This is a genomic window from Azorhizobium caulinodans ORS 571, assembly GCF_000010525.1.
Lineage (GTDB): Bacteria > Pseudomonadota > Alphaproteobacteria > Rhizobiales > Xanthobacteraceae > Azorhizobium > Azorhizobium caulinodans.
Window position 1 is genome coordinate 4085183 of the sequence record NC_009937.1, and the last position, 17635, is coordinate 4102817.

The following is a 17635-nucleotide window of genomic DNA, read 5'->3' on the forward strand; positions in this document are numbered from 1 at the left end:
AGATGGGAGAACCTCAGAAGGCCGAGACGGCCACCAGCACGAAGGCGGCTTTCGACTGGGCCGATCCCTTCCGTTTCGAGGACCAGCTCACGGAAGAAGAGCGCCTTGTCCGCGACACCGCCCGTGATTATGCGCAGGAGAAGCTCCTGCCGCGCGTGACCAGCGCCTATCTCGACGAGCGCTTCGACCGCGAGATCATGAGCGAGATGGGCGAACTCGGCCTGCTCGGCGTGACCATTCCGGAGAATTACGGCGGCGCCGGCCTTGGCTATGTGTCCTACGGCCTTGCCGCCCGCGAGGTGGAGCGGGTCGATTCGGGCTATCGCTCGGCCATGAGCGTGCAGTCCTCGCTCGTCATGCACCCCATCTATGCCTATGGCGACGAGAGCCAGCGCAAGAAGTATCTGCCCAAGCTCGCCACCGGCGAGTGGGTCGGCTGCTTCGGCCTCACCGAGCCGGACGCCGGCTCCGATCCGGCCGGCATGCGCACCCGCGCCGAGAAGATTGACGGCGGCTACCGCCTGACCGGCGCCAAGATGTGGATCACCAACTCGCCCATCGCCGACATCGCGGTGGTGTGGGCGAAGTCGGCGGCACATGGCGATGCCATCCGCGGCTTCATCGTCGAGCGCGGCATGAAGGGCTTCTCCACCCCGAAGATCGAGAAGAAGCTCTCGCTGCGCGCCTCCATCACCGGCGAGATCGTGCTGGAAGGCGTCGAGATTCCGGAAGAGAACCTGCTGCCCAACGTCTCCGGCCTGAAGGGCCCGTTCGGCTGCCTCAACCGCGCCCGCTACGGCATCGGCTGGGGCGTGCTCGGCGCGGCGGAAGCCTGCCTCGAGGCCGCCCGCCAGTACACGCTGGACCGCAAGCAGTTCGGCCGCCCGCTGGCGCAGACCCAGCTGGTGCAGAAGAAGCTGGCCGACATGTCCACGGACATCGCCTTCGGCCTGCAGGCCTGCCTGCGCGCCGGCCGCCTGTTCGACGAAGGCCAGCTGGCGCCGGAGACCATCTCCTACATCAAGCGCAACAATTGCGGCAAAGCCCTCGACATCGCCCGCGTCGCCCGCGACATGCATGGCGGCAACGGCATCTCGGCCGAGTTCCACGTGATCCGTCACGCGGCCAACCTCGAGACGGTGAACACCTACGAGGGCACGCACGACATCCACGCGCTCATCATCGGCCGCGCCATCACCGGGCTCCAGGCTTTCTTTTGAGAAAGCTATTCTCCTGAGACCCCCCTTCTTCCGGGAAGGATTCTCAGAGGCGCCTGCGTCACCTGACAAACACCGCCCCGGCTTCCCGCGAAGCCGGGGCTTTTTTGTGCGCCGAGGGACGGGCTCTCGGCGCGAGGGGACAGCCACCGTTGTCTCTCCCACGCGGACGCCCTAGCGTCCGGATCCTCGTCCCGCCCGAAGGTCTTCATGCCGCCCAGAGACATCGCCATCGCCGGATGCGGACCGGCCGGTCTTGCCGCCGCCCTCCTCCTTCATCGCGACGGCCACCGCGTCGCGCTCTACGAGCGCTTCGAGACGGCGCGGCCGGTCGGATCCGGCCTGATGATCCAGCCGACCGGCCGCGCCGTGCTGCGGGCGCTGGGGCTGGAGGCCACCACCGCGGCAGCCGGCGCCCCCATTGAGCGCCTGTTCGGCTTGAGCGAGCCGTCCGGCCGCGCCGTGCTCGACGTGCGCTATGACGCGCTGGGAGCGGACGCGCCGCGCGGCATCGGCATCCACCGGGCGGCCCTGTTCCACACCCTGCACGAGGCCGTGCGCGCAGAAGGCATTCCGGTCTTCACCGGGCGCCCCATCTCGTCCTCCACCCACACGGCGGACGGGCGGCGGCATGTGGTCTTCGCGGATGGCACGCACAGCGCACCCGTCGATCTCGTGGTGGATGCGCTCGGCACCTCCAGTCCGCTGGCGCCGCCCACCGGCCGGCCTCTGCCCTATGGCGCTTTGTGGGCGACGCTGGACTGGGTGGATGACGCCGGTTTCGACGCCGAGGCGCTGGAGCAGCGCTATGAGCGCGCGAGCCGCATGGTGGGCGTGCTGCCCATCGGCCGTACGGCACCTGACGGGCCGCGCAAGCTGGCCTTCTTCTGGTCTCTTCGCGCCGATCATCTGGAGGCGTGGCGATCGGCCGGGCTCGCCCCCTGGAAGGCCGAGGCGCAGACGCTCTGGCCCCGCATCGCGCCACTGCTGGCGCAGATCGACGATCCCGCCCAGCTCACCTTCGCCCGTTATGCCCACCGCACCCTGCCGGTGCCGACCGAACCCGGCCTGATCCATCTCGGCGATGCCTGGCATTCCACGAGCCCCCAACTGGGCCAGGGCGCCAACATGGCCCTGCTGGACGCCTATGCGCTCGCCCTCGCTTTACGCCAGACCGACACCGTGGCCGCCGCCTGCACCCGCGCGGTGGCGCTGCGGCGCGCCCATGTGCGGCTCTATCAGGGCATGAGCACGCTGTTCACGCCGGTCTACCAGTCCGACGGAACCCTGCTGCCTCTGGCCCGCGACTGGATTGCCGGGCCCCTCGCGAAAATCTGGCCCTTGCCCCCGCTGCTCGCGACCATCGTCAGCGGCCTCGTTGGCGATCCGCTGGCGCGGCTGGGACTGGAGGGATAGGGGGTCGTGGAAGGAGGCGCAGCTCTGGGCTCAAAGGCTCACGTCGGCTTCCAAGTGCCCTCCTCGATGGCGCGCAACATGCGCTTTGCACTGAAGGCTTGCGAACAATAGCCAAGCGACGCAATTCCCTGCATCGCTTCCGTCGCCGCGGCCGAAAGCGTCAGGGTTGCGATCGCAGCATCCAGTCGAACCTGGATGTTCGGGTGCGCCAGCAGCGGCAGCAACGCTTGTCGCTCATCCCCTGGCCGAACCTGCAATTCGGCCATCACCTTGTCCAATTCATCGTAAGCTCGATTATAAGCAGCATCCTCCAACCAATCGTCAGCCCTTTTCATCTCCAGCGACACGTCGATGAAGAGAGCAACAAGCTTGTTTATTGACTGCTTCGCGAGTTTTATAGCTCAGACACGACGATTCACGTCGGTTTCCAAGAACCCTCATCGATTGCTTGCAACATACTTCTTGCACGGACAGCTTGCCAACAATAACCCAGTGACGCAATTCCCCGCATCGCTTCCGTCGCAGCTGGAGAAAGCGCCAAAGTGGCCGTCGCAGCGTCGAGCCGAACCTGGATGTCTGAATGAGCCAGAAGCGGTAGCAGCGCGTGCCGCTCATCCCCTGGCCGTGCCCGCAGTTCGACCGTCACTTTGCGCTGCTTGTCGTAAGCCCGATTATACGCGCCATTCTCCATCCAATCGTCAGCCCGCTTCATCTCCAGCGACAGATCGATGAAAAGCGCGACAAGCTCATCCATTGTGAGCTTCTGGAGTTTGCCGAGCTTAGGCATGACGGCTCACGTGGGCTTCCAAGTGCCCTCCTCGATGGCGCGCAACATGCGCTTTGCACTGAAGGCTTGCGAACAATAGCCAAGCGACGCAATTCCCTGCATCGCTTCCGTCGCCACGGCCGAAAGCGTCAGGGTTGCGACGGCCGCGTTGAGACGCACCTGGATGTTCGGATGCGTGAGCAGCGGCAGCAAGGCGTATCGCCCATCCCCTGACCGAACCTGCAATTCGGCCATCACCTTGTCCAATTTATCGTAAGCGCGATTATAAGCTCCATTCTCCAACCAGTCGTCAGCCCTTTTCATCTCCAGCGACACGTCGATGAAGAGAGCAACAAGCTCGTCCGTTGAGAGCTTCTGGAGTTTTCCCAGCTTAGGCATGACGGCTCACGTCGGCGTCCAAGTGCCCTCCTCGATGGCGCGCAACATGCGCTTCGCACTGACGGCTTGCGAACAATAGCCAAGCGAGGCAATTCCCTGCATGGCTTCCGTCGCCTCGGCCGAAAGCGCCAGAGTGGCAGTCGCAGCGTCCAGTCGAACCTGGATGTTCGGGTGCGCGAGCAAAGGCAGCAACGCACGGCGTTCGTCGCCCGGACGCCGCTGCAATTCCGCCCTTACGTCGCGCAACTTCTTGTGCGCCCGATTATAAGCACCATTCTCTAACCAGTCGTCAGCCCTCTTCATCTCCAGCGACAGATCAATGAATAGTGCAACTAGTTCGTCCGTGGGGCGCATAGAAATTTCTGGTTTCGATGTCATTTTAGAATTCCATTATCGCGAAGAACTTGAAGACCAAAATCACGTTTTTCCTGAAATGTTTTTCCCTTCAAATAATTTCTTGGAGACGCATTTAATTCATCCTGATATCTACTATAATATCCATTTATTTCCCAGTGTTTGAACCTAGATATTCGCACCTTGTTGCTCGGCGCTTCCACATCTTCCTTTCGAATACCTCGCTCTCCGACAGAACTCTGCTCGACAATGTGATGTACGTCGGTCCCCTGCCTATCCTCCGCCGCATCCTTCTGCAGTTCGTCCAGCGGCTTTGGTCCTTCGAGATAAGAGGTGATGTATCCGCCATAGGAATCATACAACCAGAAGCCAGCGACAACACCGAGTATGACGAGCGCCGTCGTCACCGGATTGGCGATGGCAACGGCCGCCAGCGCCGTGGCCGCACGTAGGGCCCACTGCGCCGCCAAACGCGCGATCAGAATGGCCGCACGCGATGTCGGGGGAGGCACGGGCGGTATAACAGGCGGCGGTTCCTGCAGCGGCGGGCCGCCGTTGGACGGCCAGATGGCGATGAACAGGCGGCCATTCCGCATCCCTTGATAGGGATTATCCTCGGCGTCACCGACCTCGCGGAACGCACCTGATGCGCCCGTGTCAGTCCATCGGCCACTCTCCTTCCCCATTCCGGCCGGGTTGCGGGGCTGATTGGGATCATAGTCCTTCCTGCGCCACATCTGGCCGAGAAGCAGGCCCTTCGCCAGAAAGCTGGCCGCTGCCAGATCGCACCGCAGACGCAGCATTTCCAGCGCATCGTCGGCATTCCCTCCTCTACTGCCTTCGCGGGTCAGCCATGGGTGTCTGGCAGCAATCATTCCATCCCCTCCCTCGCCTTCCGCAGCGACGGAAATAAGGTATATTTTCCTAGGATCAAATTCAAGAACAAAGTTGGATGCGCCGCTGGCCAACCCGCCCCCTCTGGCGTTCCCGCCCAGCGCGGGTAAGCTGACGTCCGCACCTAAGGCACGGGGATTGCATCCCGCGGGCCGGAAGTTGCGTGGAGGCCCTCATGACCTATGTCCATCAAGTGGGAAGCCGGCGGTTCGCCTTTGCGGACCTGAAGGAGCTGATGGCCAAGGCGACGCCGCCCCGCTCCGGCGACATGCTGGCCGGCATCGCAGCCGCAACGGCGGAGGAGAACGTCGCCGCCAAGATGGCGTTGGCGGACGTGCCGCTGAAGACCTTTCTCTCTGAGGCGCTCGTGCCCTACGAGACCGACGAGGTGACCCGCCTCATCATCGACGGGCATGATGCGGCCGCCTTCGCCCCCGTCTCTGCCTTCACGGTGGGCGATTTCCGGGACTGGCTGCTCTCGGAAGCGGCGGACAGCGCCGCCCTCGCCCGCCTCGCCCCCGGTCTCACGCCCGAGATGGTGGCCGCCGTCTCCAAGCTGATGCGCAATCAGGATCTCATTCTGATAGCGAAGAAATGCCGGGTAGTGACGCGCTTCCGCAACACCATCGGCCTGCCCGGCACGCTCGCCGTGCGCCTGCAGCCCAACCATCCCACGGATGACCCGGCCGGCATTTCCGCCGCCATGCTCGACGGCCTGCTCTATGGCTGCGGCGATGCGGTGATCGGCATCAATCCCGCCTCCGACAGCCTGCCGGTTCTCGACCGGCTCATCAAACTCACCGCCGAAGTGATCGAGCGCTTCGACATTCCCACCCAGAGCTGCATCCTCACCCACGTCACCTCGTCCATCGAGCTGATGAACCGGGGCGCGCCGGTGGATCTCGTCTTTCAGTCCATCGCCGGCACGGAGGCCGCAAACCGCTCCTTCGGCATCGACCTTGCGGTGCTGAAGGAAGGCACGGATGCCGCCCGCGCCCTGAAGCGCGGCACCGTGGGCCAGAACGCCATGTATTTCGAGACCGGACAGGGCTCGGCCCTCTCCGCCAATGCCCATCACGGCGTGGACCAGCAGACGCTGGAGGCCCGCGCCTATGGGGTGGCCCGCGTGTTCGAGCCGCTGCTCGTCAACACCGTGGTCGGCTTCATCGGGCCGGAATATCTCTATGACGGCAAGCAGATCATCCGCGCCGGGCTGGAGGACCATTTCTGCGGCAAGCTGCTCGGCGTGCCGCTGGGCGTGGACGTCTGCTACACCAATCATGCCGAGGCCGATCAGGACGACATGGACACGCTGCTCACCTTGCTGGCGGCGGCGGGCGTCACCTACATCATGGGCATTCCCGGCGCCGATGACGTGATGCTCAACTATCAGTCCACCTCCTTCCACGATGCGCTCTATGTGCGCGAGGTGTTCGGCGCCAGGCGCGCGCCCGAATTCGAAGGGTGGCTGGAGCGCATGGCCATCACCGGGCCGGACGGGCGCCTCCTGCCCGCCACCGGCAGCCACCCGCTGCTCGGCTTCGCCACGGAGCGCGCGGCATGAGCACCAAGCGCGATCCCTGGCTCGGCCTTGCCCGCCACACCCCCGCCCGCATTGCGCTCGGCCGCACCGGCGCCAGCCTGCCCACCGCCGAGGTGCTGAAGTTCGCGCTCGCCCATGCGCAGGCGCGCGATGCCGTGCACACGCCCTTCGATGCCGCCGCCACGGCAGAGGGCGTGCGGGCGCTCGGTTTCGAGACGCTGGACGTGACGAGCGCCGCGCCCGCCCGCGACATCTATCTGCGGCGGCCCGATCTCGGCCGCCGCCTCTCGGATGAGAGCCGCACGCGCCTCGCCGCACGCACGGACGCGCCGATAGATCTGGCGCTGGTCGTGGCGGACGGCCTGTCTTCGGCGGCGGTGCATGCGCAGGCGGTGCCCTTCCTCGCCGCGCTGAAGCCGTGGATCGCCTCCGAGGGCTGGCGCACCGGCCCGGTGGTGGTCGCTCGGGAAGCTCGGGTGGCGCTGGGGGACGAGGTGGGCCAGTTGCTGAAGGCGCGCGCGGTGGCGGTGCTGATCGGCGAGCGGCCCGGCCTCTCCTCGCCCGACAGCCTCGGCCTCTATCTCACGCTCAACCCGCAAGTGGGCTGCAACGATGCCCAGCGCAACTGCATTTCCAATGTGCGGGCAGAGGGGCTGTCGCATGAAGCCGCGGCCTTCAAGCTCGCCTGGCTGCTGAAGGAGGCGTTCCGGCGCAGCCTGACGGGCGTGGACCTGAAGGACGAGAGCGACGACTTTCTCGTGGACGGCCGTCCGCCCCTGCGCCTCGCCTGAACTGCGGTCCTAGAGCGAGACGCTGCCGCCTTCCAGCGGCGTCAGCAGGCTCTCCATCACGCGGTCGCGCCCGTCATTCTTGGCGCGATAGAGGGCGGCGTCGGCGCAGCGCACGAAATCGCTGACGGTCGCACCGCTGGCCGGCGGGCCGGCGCAGATGCCGATGCTGGTGGTGATGGCGCGAAGGTCAGGATGGGTAGCCTGCCAGTCCTCCTGCGCCAGCGCTGCCCGGATGCGCCGCGCCACCGCCTGCGCGCCGGAAAGGCCGGTATCGGGCAGCAGGACCGCGAATTCCTCGCCGCCATGGCGCGCCGCCACGTCGCCGGAGCGCAGGAGCGCCCCACGGATCACATGCGCCACCCGCCGCAGGCAGGCATCCCCCACCATGTGACCGTACTGATCATTGACTTGCTTGAAATGGTCCACGTCGATCAGAAGCAGGCCGATGAGCGTGCCGTCGCGCTGGCGGCGGCGCCATTCCTCGTCGAAGACCTGGTCGAAGTGGCGGCGGTTGGCGAGACCCGTGAGGCTGTCGGTGGCGGCGATGGCGGAGAGGTCGCTCACCGCCTGCTTCAGCGGCGTGATGTCGGAATGGGTGAAGTAGCCGATGCCGCGGGCCGTGCGATGGGCGATCACCCGGCGCCAGCGGCCGCCGGGCAGTTCCACCTCGAACGGTACACCGGCGAAGCGCATCCGCTCCAGCATGTTGAACTGGCGCGCCCGCTCCGGTGCGCCGGCCCGCACCCAGCTCTCCTGCACCAGGTCATGGAGCGTGCAGCCGATCACCGAGCGCTCAGGGTCCACGTCATAGAGGATGCGGAACTCGCGGTTGGTGGCGATGATGCGGTCATGCTTGTCGAGCACCATCGCGCCATCTGCCAGATATTCGAGCAGATCGATGGGAAATTCCGTCCAGCCGGGGGGGTTCTCCACCTGCCCGATGTCGCGCCCCATTTCCTGCCAGACGCGGATGCGGTCGCCGTCCGGGAGCGGCAGGGAGCCCACCCGCAGGTATCGCCCCCGGTGCGTGAAGGTGAAGGGGCGAGTCTGCTGGCGATGGCGATCCACGCCCTCGTCAATATAGCGCTCGATGCTGTCACGCTCTTCCTGCGGCAGACGTCCCAGGTAGAAGCGTTCAAGATTCGCGCGATAGGATTCCCCAGGGTGAACGCGCCCCGCATGCTCTGGAAAAAAATGCAGAAACGTCGCGTTCCACAAAAGGGTATGATCCTCTCGATCGAATACGCAGATGGCGACGTCGATGCTGTCAAGGAGCTCGGCGATGACGCTGTACAGGTCCTGTTTGTTCACGGCTGAGCTCACGCTGGCCAGGACGGCCGGAGGACGGACAAGATGAATATCTTACAACTGTATGGTGATGCCGTCATGACAGTTTCACGACAACACACGTTCCATCGGGCATGGAACTTGCCTGAGATCTTCTGCCTCCCCGCCAGGAGTGCCGTCGCCTCCGGCGCGCGGTGCTCTTTCATTGCGGCGGCCGGTACGAATGGAGACCTGCCATGAGCGACAGTAGCCTGTCCAAATCGTCATCCGGCATCAGCTACACCACGGTCGACACCGCCTATTTCGAGCAGCGCAAGCTGAAGCGCCACGCCCGTGTCTGGTCCCTCTGGGCGCTGGGCGTCGGGGCGGTCATTTCCGGCCATTTCTCCGGCTGGAACCTCGGCATCGCCTCCGGCGGCTGGGGCGGCATGTTCATCGCCGCCGTCATCATCGCCGTCATGTATCTCGGCCTCACCTTCTCCATCGCCGAAATGTCCGCGGCGCTGCCGCACACGGGCGCGGCCTATTCCTTCGCCCGCACCACCATGGGTCCGTGGGGCGGCTTCGTCACCGGCCTGTGCGAGAATGTGGAATATGTCATCACGCCGGCGGTCGTGGTGTCCTTCATCGGCGCCTATATGGGCTCCATCTTCGGCACACCAACATCATTCCAGCCGGTCTACTGGATTTTCGGCTACATCATCTTCGTCGGGCTGAACGTGGTGGGCGTCGAGCTCTCCTTCCGCGTCACGCTGGTGGTGACGCTGGCGGCCCTGGCCTGCCTCGTCGCCTTCTGGGTCTCGGCGCTGCCGGTGATGGACTTCTCCCGCTGGGCGCTCAACATGGGCGTGGGGCCGGACGGCACGGCGGTGGAGCTGCCGAATGGCGGCGGCCCCTTCCTGCCCTTCGGCATCGGCGGGGCGCTGGCGGCCATGCCGTTCGCCGTGTGGCTGTTCCTCGCCATCGAGCAACTGCCGCTGGCGGCCGAGGAATCGGTTGATCCCAAGACCGACATGCCGCGCGGCATTATCGCCGGCATGGCAACGCTCATCGTCTCGGCCTTCATGATCCTGTGGCTCAATTCGTCCGTTGCCAAAGGCGCCTTCGGCCTCTCCACGTCCACCGAGCCTCTGCTCGACGGCTTCAAGGCCATCTATGGCACCGGCATCGCGCAACTGCTGGCGCTGGTGGCGGTGATCGGCCTCATCGCCTCCTTCCACACCATCATCTATGCGCAGGGCCGGCAGATCTATTCGCTCTCCCGGGCCGGCTACTTCCCGCGCGGCCTGTCCGTCACCCACGGCTCGCGCAAGACCCCGCACGTGGCGATGGCGGCGGGCGCCGTCGTCGGCCTCGCCATCATGCTGGTGATCTGGTTCTCACTGGGCGCGGATGCCGGCTCTGCGGCCATTGGCGGCACGCTGCTCAACATGGCGGTGTTCGGCGCCATGCTCTCTTACGTGATGCAGGCCATCTCCTTCATCCGCATGCGGAAGAACATGCCCCATGTGGAGCGGCCCTACACGAGCCCCTTCGGCATTCCGGGCGCAGTGGCCACCATCCTCATAGCGCTCGTGACCATCTACTTCCAGCTCTCCGACCCGACCTACCGGGCCGGCGTCATCGGCGTCGCCATCTGGTTCGCCATCGGCATCGCCTATTTCGCCCTGCACGGACGGCACAAGCTGGTGCTCTCGCCGGAGGAGGAGTTCGCCCTCTCCGGCGGCACCTCGGAATACAAGAGCTATTGACTTTCAAAACAACTGCCTCGGCCCAGCCACCGCGCTGGGCCGAGCGCGCCGGCAGGGATCAGACAGGCACGCTCACACCGGCTCGACCGACACCACGCGGAAGGTATGGAACGCCTCTTCCTCCTTCAGCGAGACATATTCGCCGACGACGAACCGCTCGTCATTGAAGCGGTAGCCGGCCTCGTCCTCGTCATCGCCGGTGATGTCATAGCGGAAGGCCCAGCTGCCGCCCGGCTTGCGCACGAGATGCCCCTTCTCGTCGGTCTCGTCGGGGCGAAAGCGAACGACCCGGCACGCGTCGCGATGGGCGGCCCATTGATCGTGGTCGATCTGGCCATTGGCATCGAGCGGCGCCACGAAGACATAGCCGAAATTGCGCGCGCCTTCCGGATGATCCTTCTCGCGTGCCAGTTCCAGCCGCACTTCCTTGAAACCATGGGGAAGCCCGGTCATGTCTCATCTCCCTTGCCGCGCGTCTCCCCGCCACTGCCGGGAACGGCACAGGCCCGTGAGCGCGCCTGCCTCTTAGATGGACAGCGGAGGCGGAACCGCAACTCGGGAGAATTACGCAGGCTCGCTTACTTCACGAATTCAATCGTCGGCAATGCAGTTTCCGGAAATACAGAATGCCAGGAAGCAACCGCTCGCGATTTTGGCTCACACTGTAACAAACGGCGAAATAAATTGATCCTCCGCAACCCGCGCCCGTCGGGATGTGTTAACCTCGCCGTCTCGCGTGAGGAGGATGGCCATGAGTGACGCTTTCGCTTTCACCAACCAGTGGCAGGACAACCTGCGCGCTTTCCAGCAGAACCTGCTGAAGCTCCATCCCGGTGCCGGCCCGCTGGCGTGGCCCATGTCGGCGGTGCAGAGCTTCTGGGTGGAAACCCCTCTTGAGGTCGCGACGCATCTGCAGAAATTCACGGCCGGCCAGGTTCAGGCGCAGCTCAACCTGTTCACCGACCTCTCCCGAGAGGACGGACCCGCCAATCTGGCCTCGAAGGAACTCGCCTTCCTCCAGCAGTCCGCCATGGCGTGGAACACGGAATGGCTGGAGATCGCCAGCCTGATCCAGACCAAGCTGCTGTCTGCGGCGCAGAAGCCGGCCGAGCCCGGAGTCGAGCCCTATCCGCTCCAGCGCGCAGCGTAGGAGCGGCCAACGGCCCGAGGCGGGTCGAACTGCCCCCACTCCGGCCGCGATCAGGCGGCCGGTTGCTGCATCCTGGACGACAGGAAGCGGCCATCCGATAGCCGTCCGGCATGGTGACGATTGCTACGGCTTCGGGGCAGGTGGTGCGGACGGCGGGACTCGAACCCGCACGCCCAGAAGGCGAGGCATTTTAAGGGTACTGAGGGCGGGTCTGTGACTGGTGCGGGCGGCGGGGCTCGAACCCGCAAGCCATTGAAAGGGCGGCGAATTTTAAGTCCGCTGCGTTTACCAGTTTCGCCACGCCCGCGTCACAGACCGGCTGCCCGGTCACAGGTCCCGTGACGTGTCCGTCACGGTCACAAATCGGTACACCTCAAGAGACTCAGGTGTACCTGCGGTGCCCTCTAGCACCTTATTCCGCAGCCTCCAAGACGCTCGCAGCGCTCATGAGGTTCTTCGGAGCAAGGAAAGCATACCGCATGGTCATCTGGATCGAGGTATGGCCCAGCCATTCCTTGACCACGTTGATCGGAACGCCCCGCTGCACCAGCCGGGACGCGCAGGTGTGCCGGCAGATGTAGGGAACGAAATGGGGATCGTTCTCCATCCCAAGGTGCAGACGCGCCCGGTCCCATGTATGGCGCATCCAGAAGTTATCGTAGGGGAATAGCTTCTCGGTCGGTGCAGTGACTGCACCGATGCGCCGCTGAAGGATCGCCTTCACCCGCTTGGTCGCATAGACCGTGCGCGGATTGTCGGTCTTGGTCATCCAGATCATGATGGCCCCTGTCTTCAGGTCCACGTCGCGAGGGGTGAGCCGGTAAAGCTCGCTCGGGCGCATCCCTGTATCAATCAGGGTCTCGATGACCTCGGCGTGGTCGTCCTTCCCCCATGAGCGGAAGGTGTCCAGAAGGGCCTTCTCCTCGTCCTCATCCAGCCACCGGAAGCGGCCCACGCCCTCGCTCTTGCGGTCGATCTTGGGCATCTTGGGGATGAGCCCCCGGTCGAACGCATAGCGCAGGGACTTGGACAGGATCGCCAGCTTGCGGTTGACCGTGCCGTTGCTGTTGCGCTTGGCGATGCAGTCGGCAACGAAACCGTCGATTGCGTCGGTGTCGATCCGCGATACCGGGCAGTCCTTGCCGAAATATGCCTCGGCCTGCCGGATGTTGACGGCAGCCTTCGCATCGCTCCGGCCACCCTTCCAGAACTTGTCGTATGCCTTCCACATGACCGCGCTCAGGGTCAATGCACCGTCCTCGCGGGACTGTCCCCTTGGTGCATCAGTCCCCTTTGAGGGAGCAATTGGGCGCGGAATAGGCTCGCCTTTGACCGCTGCGGCGCGGGCATTCAGTTCCCACGCCTTAGCTTCAGCCTCGCTGTCGAACGTCTCTCGATAGCGCTGGCCCTTGACTGTGATGTCCGCCTGCCAAGAGCCACCTCTTGGTCTCACTGCCATTATGCGGCCTCCTTCTCTCCAACGTAGTGAAGGAGGGAGCGGACCACCCGCTCCCCCTCGGGGGTGAGCCTGCACACCTTGTTCCGGCGGTCTAGAAGGTCTTCGGAGTAGGTTATGAGGCCCTTGCCGTGCTCCTTGGACAGAGCGGCAATGTTACGCGACACGCTCGACTTGCCGAGTCCGGTCGCCTGAACCAGTTCTTTCAAATTCGTCCCCGGCTTTCGGGCCACCAGTAGGAGGATTAGCGCCACCTGCATCGGTAATTCGGGGTCGATCTTGCGAAACTCCTCCACAAACAGGATGGCTTTCGTAAGCGAGGATTGATTTGACATTGGAAGCCTCAAGCCGAGTTCTCGGACGATTGAGCGAGATGTACAGCGGGCCAGCCACCACTTCTAGGACGCCGTCCTCCCGAGAGTAACAAAACTCGATCTCGGCGTCACTGTCCCATTCACAGAACAGTTCCAGAACAGAGAACAATCGCAGATAGCGGTACCCCCGCATGATTAACAACCCCTTTCTATGCCCGAGCCCCCAGCAGGCAGGCCGCGCGTCTTGGTCAATCAGACGGGCACCCTGTTAATTCACAGCGTCCATCTGCGGTTCACGGGGTAACGGCCCTCCCGGCATCCCCAGCCAGAGCCGAACCTTCGACCACGACCGTCGAGGGGTGTTGCGGTACCCCTCTAGGTTTCGGCCCTACGGCCTCATCAGGTGGTCCACTCGTCCCCCTACGTCAAGACGGTGTCGATCAACTTTTGTAGGTTGTAATCATTGACTAAATTCGGCCGCGAGGGATAGCCGAGGCTCACGAGGTAGTCCGTCAAGCAGTCGATCACTGCTCCGGTATTTAGCTCCTCCTCAAGACGCTCGACCTGTCCCCGCAATTCATTGGCCTCATCCTCAAGCTCGCCGATGCGTCCTTCCTTGGACTCGATCTCCCGGCTCGCCTTCTCCAATTCAGCTTGTGCGGTTGCGAAGTCCCTCTCAAGCTTGGCGGCCGTGCGTTCGGCCTCCATTGCCTTACGGCGCTCCTCCACGATCTCGGCTTCAAGGGCCTCGACGGCGGCAATCAGGGACGCATTGTCCTCCTGAAGCTGGGTGAGCGTGTGCGTTCCGTCCATCGGTGCAGTCACTCCACCTGTCGCCGGACATCGAGGTTTGGCGGCTCATTGCCGGCTACGCTTCTGGGATTATCGTCGATACCCCTCGCGCCACGAATAATTTCCACCATACCCATCAACGTCTTGGCGTATTTTATTGGTGATGGACTTTCGACATCGAACATATTCATTTAGACTCCTCGAAGTTCCGCAACAATCCGCCTAGGGGAAAGGGCCGAAAATGCACGCCCTCGCCTCAGTTTCCGTGATCGGAGCTACTCTGATCTGCATTCTGGTAATGTTTGCGGTGGTATATTACGAAGACCGCACTTGAGCTTTACCGTTCAAGGTGGCGTCACTGCCCATGGGTGCAGTCACTCCACTTTTGGCAGGCGCAGGGTTTCGACGAGTGCCAGAGCCTCGGTCGCCTTGGTCCGTTCGGCCACAAGCTCGGCCTCTAGATCCCCAAGGGCTTCGAGAAGGGCGACAACCTCTTCCTCGATCACCGCCACCAGATCAGGGGCGCGGCGTCTGGCCTCATCCTCGGTTATGAGCGTTTGCGTCAGCCGCATGTATCGCGGCTTCGTCCGCATCGGGCGCAGCCCTTTACGGTCCTTCACCCATCCCTCGACGGGACGGCTCGGGTGGCAGTAGGGGACGGCATAGGTGCGACCCCGTGCCTTGAAATACTCCCATCGCTGCATCGGTCTTCTCTCGCGTTTCGCCCTGCCATGGGCTCATCAGTGGACCGGCATCAGGTCCAGACGCGGGACGGTCCCAGAAGTGGAACCGTCACGGCGCATTAAGCCAGCCCGCAGGCTGCAACGAAGGCATCGAAGGGCAAACCGCTCTTGGCTGCCATCTCATCCAGCCGGGCCTTGGCTGCGGCCTTCTCGCCCTCCGTGGCCCCCTTGGTGTAGAGGCCCCACACCTTGCGGGCTCTGGCCTTGGTCGCGGCGTCAACCTTGGCTTCCGCCTTCGGATCAGCCTTCGCCTTGGCCTTGGGTTCCTCGGTCTTCGCCTTGGAGCCCACACCCTTCAGGGCCTCGACTTCTCCCCGGAGACGTTCGATCTCTGCCAGCGCTTCCGCCAGTTGCCGGCGGAGACGTTCGGCCTCGGTTTCCTTGCGCTGGCGCTGCGGCTTCTCGCCACCCTCGCCAGCCCCTTCCCCGGCATTGTCACCCTCGGGTTCGTTCTTCGCCCGCTCAGCCGCCTGCCAGATGGCAAGCACGCCATCCACGGACCACTTCCGCTTGTCTTCGGGCAGCGCCTCGACGGCCTCCATGATCGCGGACCAGTTGGCCGCAAGCTTCATGAGACGGGCACGCCAAGTCTTGTCGAATGGGAAGTTTTGGGCCTCGCACCACTGGCCGAACGCGCCCTTCTGGCCGACCAGAACTTCCTTGGCCTCGTTCAGCCGCTCCCCCACAACCCGCAGGTCTTCCAAGCTGGACTTGGTGGCTGACTTGGCCCGAGCGTACCGCTCAAGGATCGTGGCCGCGCAGTCGCTCAGGAAGTTGTGGTTCGTGCCCGGATCGAAGCCAGCGTTTCCGTTGTTGGAGGTCTCGGCGGCATCGACGTTATCGAGCATGATCTAGCTCCTCTATCGTTTCGGCCCTCGCGGGCCTCGTCAGGCCGGGACCCTCCCCGGCGACGATAGAGCTTCACGATGTCAAACAGCCTCGGGAGAGCGATCAGCGTTGGCGTCTTCGGCCTTCCCGTCTCAACGCTGCGGAGCGTCGCCCCGCCGTTGATGTGATTAGTTCTATGACCGAGATGGTTCCACGTCAACAACTAATTTCAAATTCCGCGAATTTTTTTGATATACGTTGAAAAACAATAGTTTAGCTTCGTCACGAGGGAGCCTGTGACGGGAATGAAGCTCCCATTAACGGTTCCTATATCGGGACAAAAACGACTGATCGGGTGCGCCGGACGTGGTCCCTTGGTGCAGTCACTGCACCGTTCCGATGGGTGCGCGAATGGGGAACTTGAGGGGGACGCGGCGGGCTTGTCGAAACAACCAATGCGAAAGGCTCACGCGAAACATCGCGAGGGCATCCAGTCCCTGCCGTGGCCCTTCCCTGCCCCTTCGGAGGCCCGCAAAGCACGCGAAAGGCACCTGTCACGGCACGCGGCAGATGCTTGATGTACTGCGGGCCTAGTTTTTTCAAGGGTTTAGCGAGGGACTGTGACCGATCCGGTGACGCCGGAGGGCCGGAAGCCCTGCATCAGCACGCGCTCGCGTCCGCGCACGCGGGGGCCACCCCCACGGGGGGAATTTCGGCCGCGCATCAGCGCGTTAGCGTCTCAGATTTTTGCACCAAAATGTCCGGGGACCCCTGCCCTGCGAACCCCATCACAAACGCAAAAGGAGCCCCGTGGAGCCCCTTCCGCCGGCTGGCTAGTAGGTTGATAGCGGGGCGACTCAATAGGGCCTGTATGGAGTCCCTAGAGGGGCGCTGTAGGATGGCCCATAAGACGGAGCGAGGTTCTGCTGAACGCCCTGCCGCCACTGGTTCGACTGCTGCTGATAGGACTGCACCTGCTGCTGCGCCTGATAGCGCCACTGGTCAGCCTGTTGAGCAGTGTAGCGCATTTCAGCTTGCCGCCGGTCTGCGTCCTGTTGGAGCTGACAACCGAAGTCACCGGGTGGGCAATAGGCCAGAGCGGGGCTTGAGATGAGGGCCAGGATGAGGCCCAAGGCATGGGATCTCATGAAGGATGTCCTCCCAAGTCAGAGGACCGCTGCATTACCCAAGGTGACGCCGGGAGACAAGGGGAGAACAAAATGAGATTTGAGGAGGCTTACAAACCCCAGCGTTCTCGTTTTGTACCCTTGCACTGCGGCCGCCGACAGGTTCTCATGAGAACAGAAGGGGTATATTAACGTTTGCGTAATACGTTGCCCCTTAAACCATGGAAGCGGTTAACAAGGAGTGTATGCGGCTGTGATGCGCGGACTGGCTATCCCCCGGCTCGATGGTGGCGATGGATCGCGAGAGCGGCGCTGCCACAAAACGCCTGTCCACACAATCCCCAGACCAACAACTTGGGATAGTGGGGGGCGGTATTGTTGGGCAAACAGAGGGACGTTACTAACAAAATAGGAACAGAGCACAGGTGATTCGCTTCGGGGGCCGCGCTACCGCTTCACGAATTTCGGCGCGTCCGAAAGTCGCTGGAATTTCCCAGCGTCAAGACATGGAGACCCCATGGGCTCGAAGAAGAAGCGTAACCCCACCTGTCCTGTTTCGCAGCCGGTGTTCGTCAACCCGCACGTCCGCGTGCGGAATGGCAAGGAACAGTACATCGACTGGTACTGCCGCAAGTTGCCGACCCGCTGAGGAGCCGACAACTCGCGTAAGCATAGGAACTGGCTAGAAGTCTTGGCCGGACAAGCCAGAGCCTGAGAGAAGGGGGGTCGACAGGTTCGGCTCCCCTTTTTCGTGCCATGCGTTTCGCATGACGCAACACCAGTAACCCGCGATTTTGGCGGATTCAA

Annotated in this window: 20 protein-coding genes and 1 tRNA gene; 7 read left to right on the forward strand and 14 right to left on the reverse strand. The window is 63.5% G+C overall.

The window, feature by feature from the left end:
* The first annotated feature begins 2 nt into the window (after nucleotides 1–2).
* Nucleotides 3–1220, forward strand: coding sequence for an acyl-CoA dehydrogenase (locus AZC_RS18305; protein WP_012172081.1), 1218 nt, complete (start codon nucleotides 3–5; stop codon nucleotides 1218–1220).
* Between the two features lie 207 nt (nucleotides 1221–1427).
* Nucleotides 1428–2633 carry an FAD-dependent oxidoreductase gene (locus tag AZC_RS18310; protein WP_012172082.1) on the forward strand — a complete coding sequence of 402 codons (1206 nt, stop codon included), beginning with the start codon at nucleotides 1428–1430 and terminating at the stop codon, nucleotides 2631–2633.
* Between the two features lie 38 nt (nucleotides 2634–2671).
* On the opposite strand, the gene AZC_RS18315 is transcribed toward AZC_RS18310, so the two are convergent.
* The 5 genes from AZC_RS18315 to AZC_RS25555 all read right to left on the reverse strand — a co-directional run bounded on the left by AZC_RS18315 (nucleotide 2672) and on the right by AZC_RS25555 (nucleotide 5027).
* Nucleotides 2672–2968, reverse strand: coding sequence for a DUF2019 domain-containing protein (locus AZC_RS18315; protein ID WP_052285991.1), 297 nt, complete (start codon nucleotides 2966–2968; stop codon nucleotides 2672–2674).
* 80 nt (nucleotides 2969–3048) lie between these two features.
* Nucleotides 3049–3387: a DUF2019 domain-containing protein gene (locus tag AZC_RS18320; RefSeq protein WP_158304136.1), complete on the reverse strand. Its 339-nt coding sequence runs from the start codon at nucleotides 3385–3387 to the stop codon at nucleotides 3049–3051.
* Between the two features lie 39 nt (nucleotides 3388–3426).
* A complete protein-coding gene (locus tag AZC_RS18325) occupies nucleotides 3427–3798 on the reverse strand; it encodes a DUF2019 domain-containing protein (protein ID WP_012172084.1) in 372 nt (123 codons plus the stop codon).
* Between the two features lie 6 nt (nucleotides 3799–3804).
* Nucleotides 3805–4152 (reverse strand): DUF2019 domain-containing protein, encoded by a 348-nt coding sequence (locus AZC_RS18330; protein WP_052285993.1) that lies wholly within the window; start codon nucleotides 4150–4152, stop codon nucleotides 3805–3807.
* 20 nt (nucleotides 4153–4172) lie between these two features.
* Nucleotides 4173–5027, reverse strand: a complete 855-nt coding sequence (locus AZC_RS25555) for a hypothetical protein (RefSeq protein WP_148209876.1) — start codon at nucleotides 5025–5027, stop codon at nucleotides 4173–4175.
* Between the two features lie 194 nt (nucleotides 5028–5221).
* On the opposite strand from AZC_RS25555, the gene AZC_RS18335 reads away from it, so the two are divergent.
* Both AZC_RS18335 and eutC read left to right on the forward strand, forming a co-directional pair.
* Nucleotides 5222–6610 (forward strand): ethanolamine ammonia-lyase subunit EutB, encoded by a 1389-nt coding sequence (locus tag AZC_RS18335; RefSeq protein ID WP_012172087.1) that lies wholly within the window; start codon nucleotides 5222–5224, stop codon nucleotides 6608–6610.
* Complete coding sequence (eutC, locus tag AZC_RS18340; protein WP_012172088.1) at nucleotides 6607–7380, forward strand: ethanolamine ammonia-lyase subunit EutC; 774 nt, start codon at nucleotides 6607–6609, stop codon at nucleotides 7378–7380. The genes AZC_RS18335 and eutC overlap by 4 nt, the downstream gene beginning before the upstream one ends.
* Before the next feature lie 9 nt (nucleotides 7381–7389).
* On the opposite strand, the gene AZC_RS18345 is transcribed toward eutC, so the two are convergent.
* Nucleotides 7390–8703, reverse strand: coding sequence for a GGDEF domain-containing protein (locus tag AZC_RS18345; protein ID WP_012172089.1), 1314 nt, complete (start codon nucleotides 8701–8703; stop codon nucleotides 7390–7392).
* A 215-nt stretch (nucleotides 8704–8918) separates the two neighbouring features.
* On the opposite strand from AZC_RS18345, the gene AZC_RS18350 reads away from it, so the two are divergent.
* Nucleotides 8919–10418 carry an amino acid permease gene (locus AZC_RS18350; RefSeq protein WP_162470325.1) on the forward strand — a complete coding sequence of 500 codons (1500 nt, stop codon included), beginning with the start codon at nucleotides 8919–8921 and terminating at the stop codon, nucleotides 10416–10418.
* 72 nt (nucleotides 10419–10490) lie between these two features.
* Here the strand turns inward: AZC_RS18350 and AZC_RS18355 are convergent, their stop codons facing one another.
* Nucleotides 10491–10871, reverse strand: coding sequence for a hypothetical protein (locus AZC_RS18355; protein WP_012172091.1), 381 nt, complete (start codon nucleotides 10869–10871; stop codon nucleotides 10491–10493).
* 298 nt (nucleotides 10872–11169) lie between these two features.
* Between AZC_RS18355 and AZC_RS18360 the strand changes: the two genes are divergently transcribed.
* Nucleotides 11170–11568: a hypothetical protein gene (locus AZC_RS18360; RefSeq protein WP_043879568.1), complete on the forward strand. Its 399-nt coding sequence runs from the start codon at nucleotides 11170–11172 to the stop codon at nucleotides 11566–11568.
* Nucleotides 11569–11786: 218 nt separating this feature from the next.
* Here the strand turns inward: AZC_RS18360 and AZC_RS18365 are convergent.
* The 7 genes from AZC_RS18365 to AZC_RS18390 all read right to left on the reverse strand — a co-directional run bounded on the left by AZC_RS18365 (nucleotide 11787) and on the right by AZC_RS18390 (nucleotide 15721).
* Nucleotides 11787–11875, reverse strand: a tRNA-Leu gene (locus AZC_RS18365).
* A gap of 105 nt (nucleotides 11876–11980) precedes the next feature.
* Nucleotides 11981–13027, reverse strand: coding sequence for a tyrosine-type recombinase/integrase (locus tag AZC_RS18370; RefSeq protein WP_081434042.1), 1047 nt, complete (start codon nucleotides 13025–13027; stop codon nucleotides 11981–11983).
* Nucleotides 13027–13359, reverse strand: coding sequence for a MarR family winged helix-turn-helix transcriptional regulator (locus tag AZC_RS18375; RefSeq protein WP_043879569.1), 333 nt, complete (start codon nucleotides 13357–13359; stop codon nucleotides 13027–13029). The genes AZC_RS18370 and AZC_RS18375 overlap by 1 nt, the downstream gene beginning before the upstream one ends.
* 399 nt (nucleotides 13360–13758) lie before the next feature.
* Nucleotides 13759–14151 carry a hypothetical protein gene (locus AZC_RS18380; protein WP_043879570.1) on the reverse strand — a complete coding sequence of 131 codons (393 nt, stop codon included), beginning with the start codon at nucleotides 14149–14151 and terminating at the stop codon, nucleotides 13759–13761.
* 8 nt (nucleotides 14152–14159) lie between these two features.
* Nucleotides 14160–14321, reverse strand: coding sequence for a hypothetical protein (locus tag AZC_RS25760; protein ID WP_158304138.1), 162 nt, complete (start codon nucleotides 14319–14321; stop codon nucleotides 14160–14162).
* A 183-nt stretch (nucleotides 14322–14504) separates the two neighbouring features.
* Nucleotides 14505–14702: a hypothetical protein gene (locus AZC_RS25990; protein ID WP_148209878.1), complete on the reverse strand. Its 198-nt coding sequence runs from the start codon at nucleotides 14700–14702 to the stop codon at nucleotides 14505–14507.
* Between the two features lie 230 nt (nucleotides 14703–14932).
* Complete coding sequence (locus AZC_RS18390) at nucleotides 14933–15721, reverse strand: hypothetical protein (RefSeq protein WP_012172096.1); 789 nt, start codon at nucleotides 15719–15721, stop codon at nucleotides 14933–14935.
* 1624 nt (nucleotides 15722–17345) lie between these two features.
* Here AZC_RS18390 and AZC_RS26310 point away from each other — a divergent pair.
* Nucleotides 17346–17477: a hypothetical protein gene (locus tag AZC_RS26310; RefSeq protein WP_012172097.1), complete on the forward strand. Its 132-nt coding sequence runs from the start codon at nucleotides 17346–17348 to the stop codon at nucleotides 17475–17477.
* Nucleotides 17478–17635 lie beyond the last annotated feature (158 nt).

Coding starts and splice junctions, on each gene's coding strand:
- AZC_RS25555 (WP_148209876.1), bottom strand. CDS start 5,027: ATGATTGCTGCCAGACACCCATGGCTGACCCGCGAAGGCAGTAGAGGA.
- AZC_RS25760 (WP_158304138.1), bottom strand. CDS start 14,321: ATGAATATGTTCGATGTCGAAAGTCCATCACCAATAAAATACGCCAAG.
- AZC_RS18375 (WP_043879569.1), bottom strand. CDS start 13,359: ATGTCAAATCAATCCTCGCTTACGAAAGCCATCCTGTTTGTGGAGGAG.
- AZC_RS26310 (WP_012172097.1), top strand. CDS start 17,346: ATGGGCTCGAAGAAGAAGCGTAACCCCACCTGTCCTGTTTCGCAGCCG.
- AZC_RS18310 (WP_012172082.1), top strand. CDS start 1,428: ATGCCGCCCAGAGACATCGCCATCGCCGGATGCGGACCGGCCGGTCTT.
- AZC_RS18380 (WP_043879570.1), bottom strand. CDS start 14,151: ATGGACGGAACGCACACGCTCACCCAGCTTCAGGAGGACAATGCGTCC.
- AZC_RS18330 (WP_052285993.1), bottom strand. CDS start 4,152: ATGCGCCCCACGGACGAACTAGTTGCACTATTCATTGATCTGTCGCTG.
- AZC_RS18355 (WP_012172091.1), bottom strand. CDS start 10,871: ATGACCGGGCTTCCCCATGGTTTCAAGGAAGTGCGGCTGGAACTGGCA.
- AZC_RS18370 (WP_081434042.1), bottom strand. CDS start 13,027: ATGGCAGTGAGACCAAGAGGTGGCTCTTGGCAGGCGGACATCACAGTC.
- AZC_RS18335 (WP_012172087.1), top strand. CDS start 5,222: ATGACCTATGTCCATCAAGTGGGAAGCCGGCGGTTCGCCTTTGCGGAC.
- AZC_RS18325 (WP_012172084.1), bottom strand. CDS start 3,798: ATGCCTAAGCTGGGAAAACTCCAGAAGCTCTCAACGGACGAGCTTGTT.
- AZC_RS18390 (WP_012172096.1), bottom strand. CDS start 15,721: ATGCTCGATAACGTCGATGCCGCCGAGACCTCCAACAACGGAAACGCT.
- AZC_RS18315 (WP_052285991.1), bottom strand. CDS start 2,968: ATGAAAAGGGCTGACGATTGGTTGGAGGATGCTGCTTATAATCGAGCT.
- eutC (WP_012172088.1), top strand. CDS start 6,607: ATGAGCACCAAGCGCGATCCCTGGCTCGGCCTTGCCCGCCACACCCCC.
- AZC_RS25990 (WP_148209878.1), bottom strand. CDS start 14,702: ATGCGGCTGACGCAAACGCTCATAACCGAGGATGAGGCCAGACGCCGC.
- AZC_RS18320 (WP_158304136.1), bottom strand. CDS start 3,387: ATGGATGAGCTTGTCGCGCTTTTCATCGATCTGTCGCTGGAGATGAAG.
- AZC_RS18305 (WP_012172081.1), top strand. CDS start 3: ATGGGAGAACCTCAGAAGGCCGAGACGGCCACCAGCACGAAGGCGGCT.
- AZC_RS18360 (WP_043879568.1), top strand. CDS start 11,170: ATGAGTGACGCTTTCGCTTTCACCAACCAGTGGCAGGACAACCTGCGC.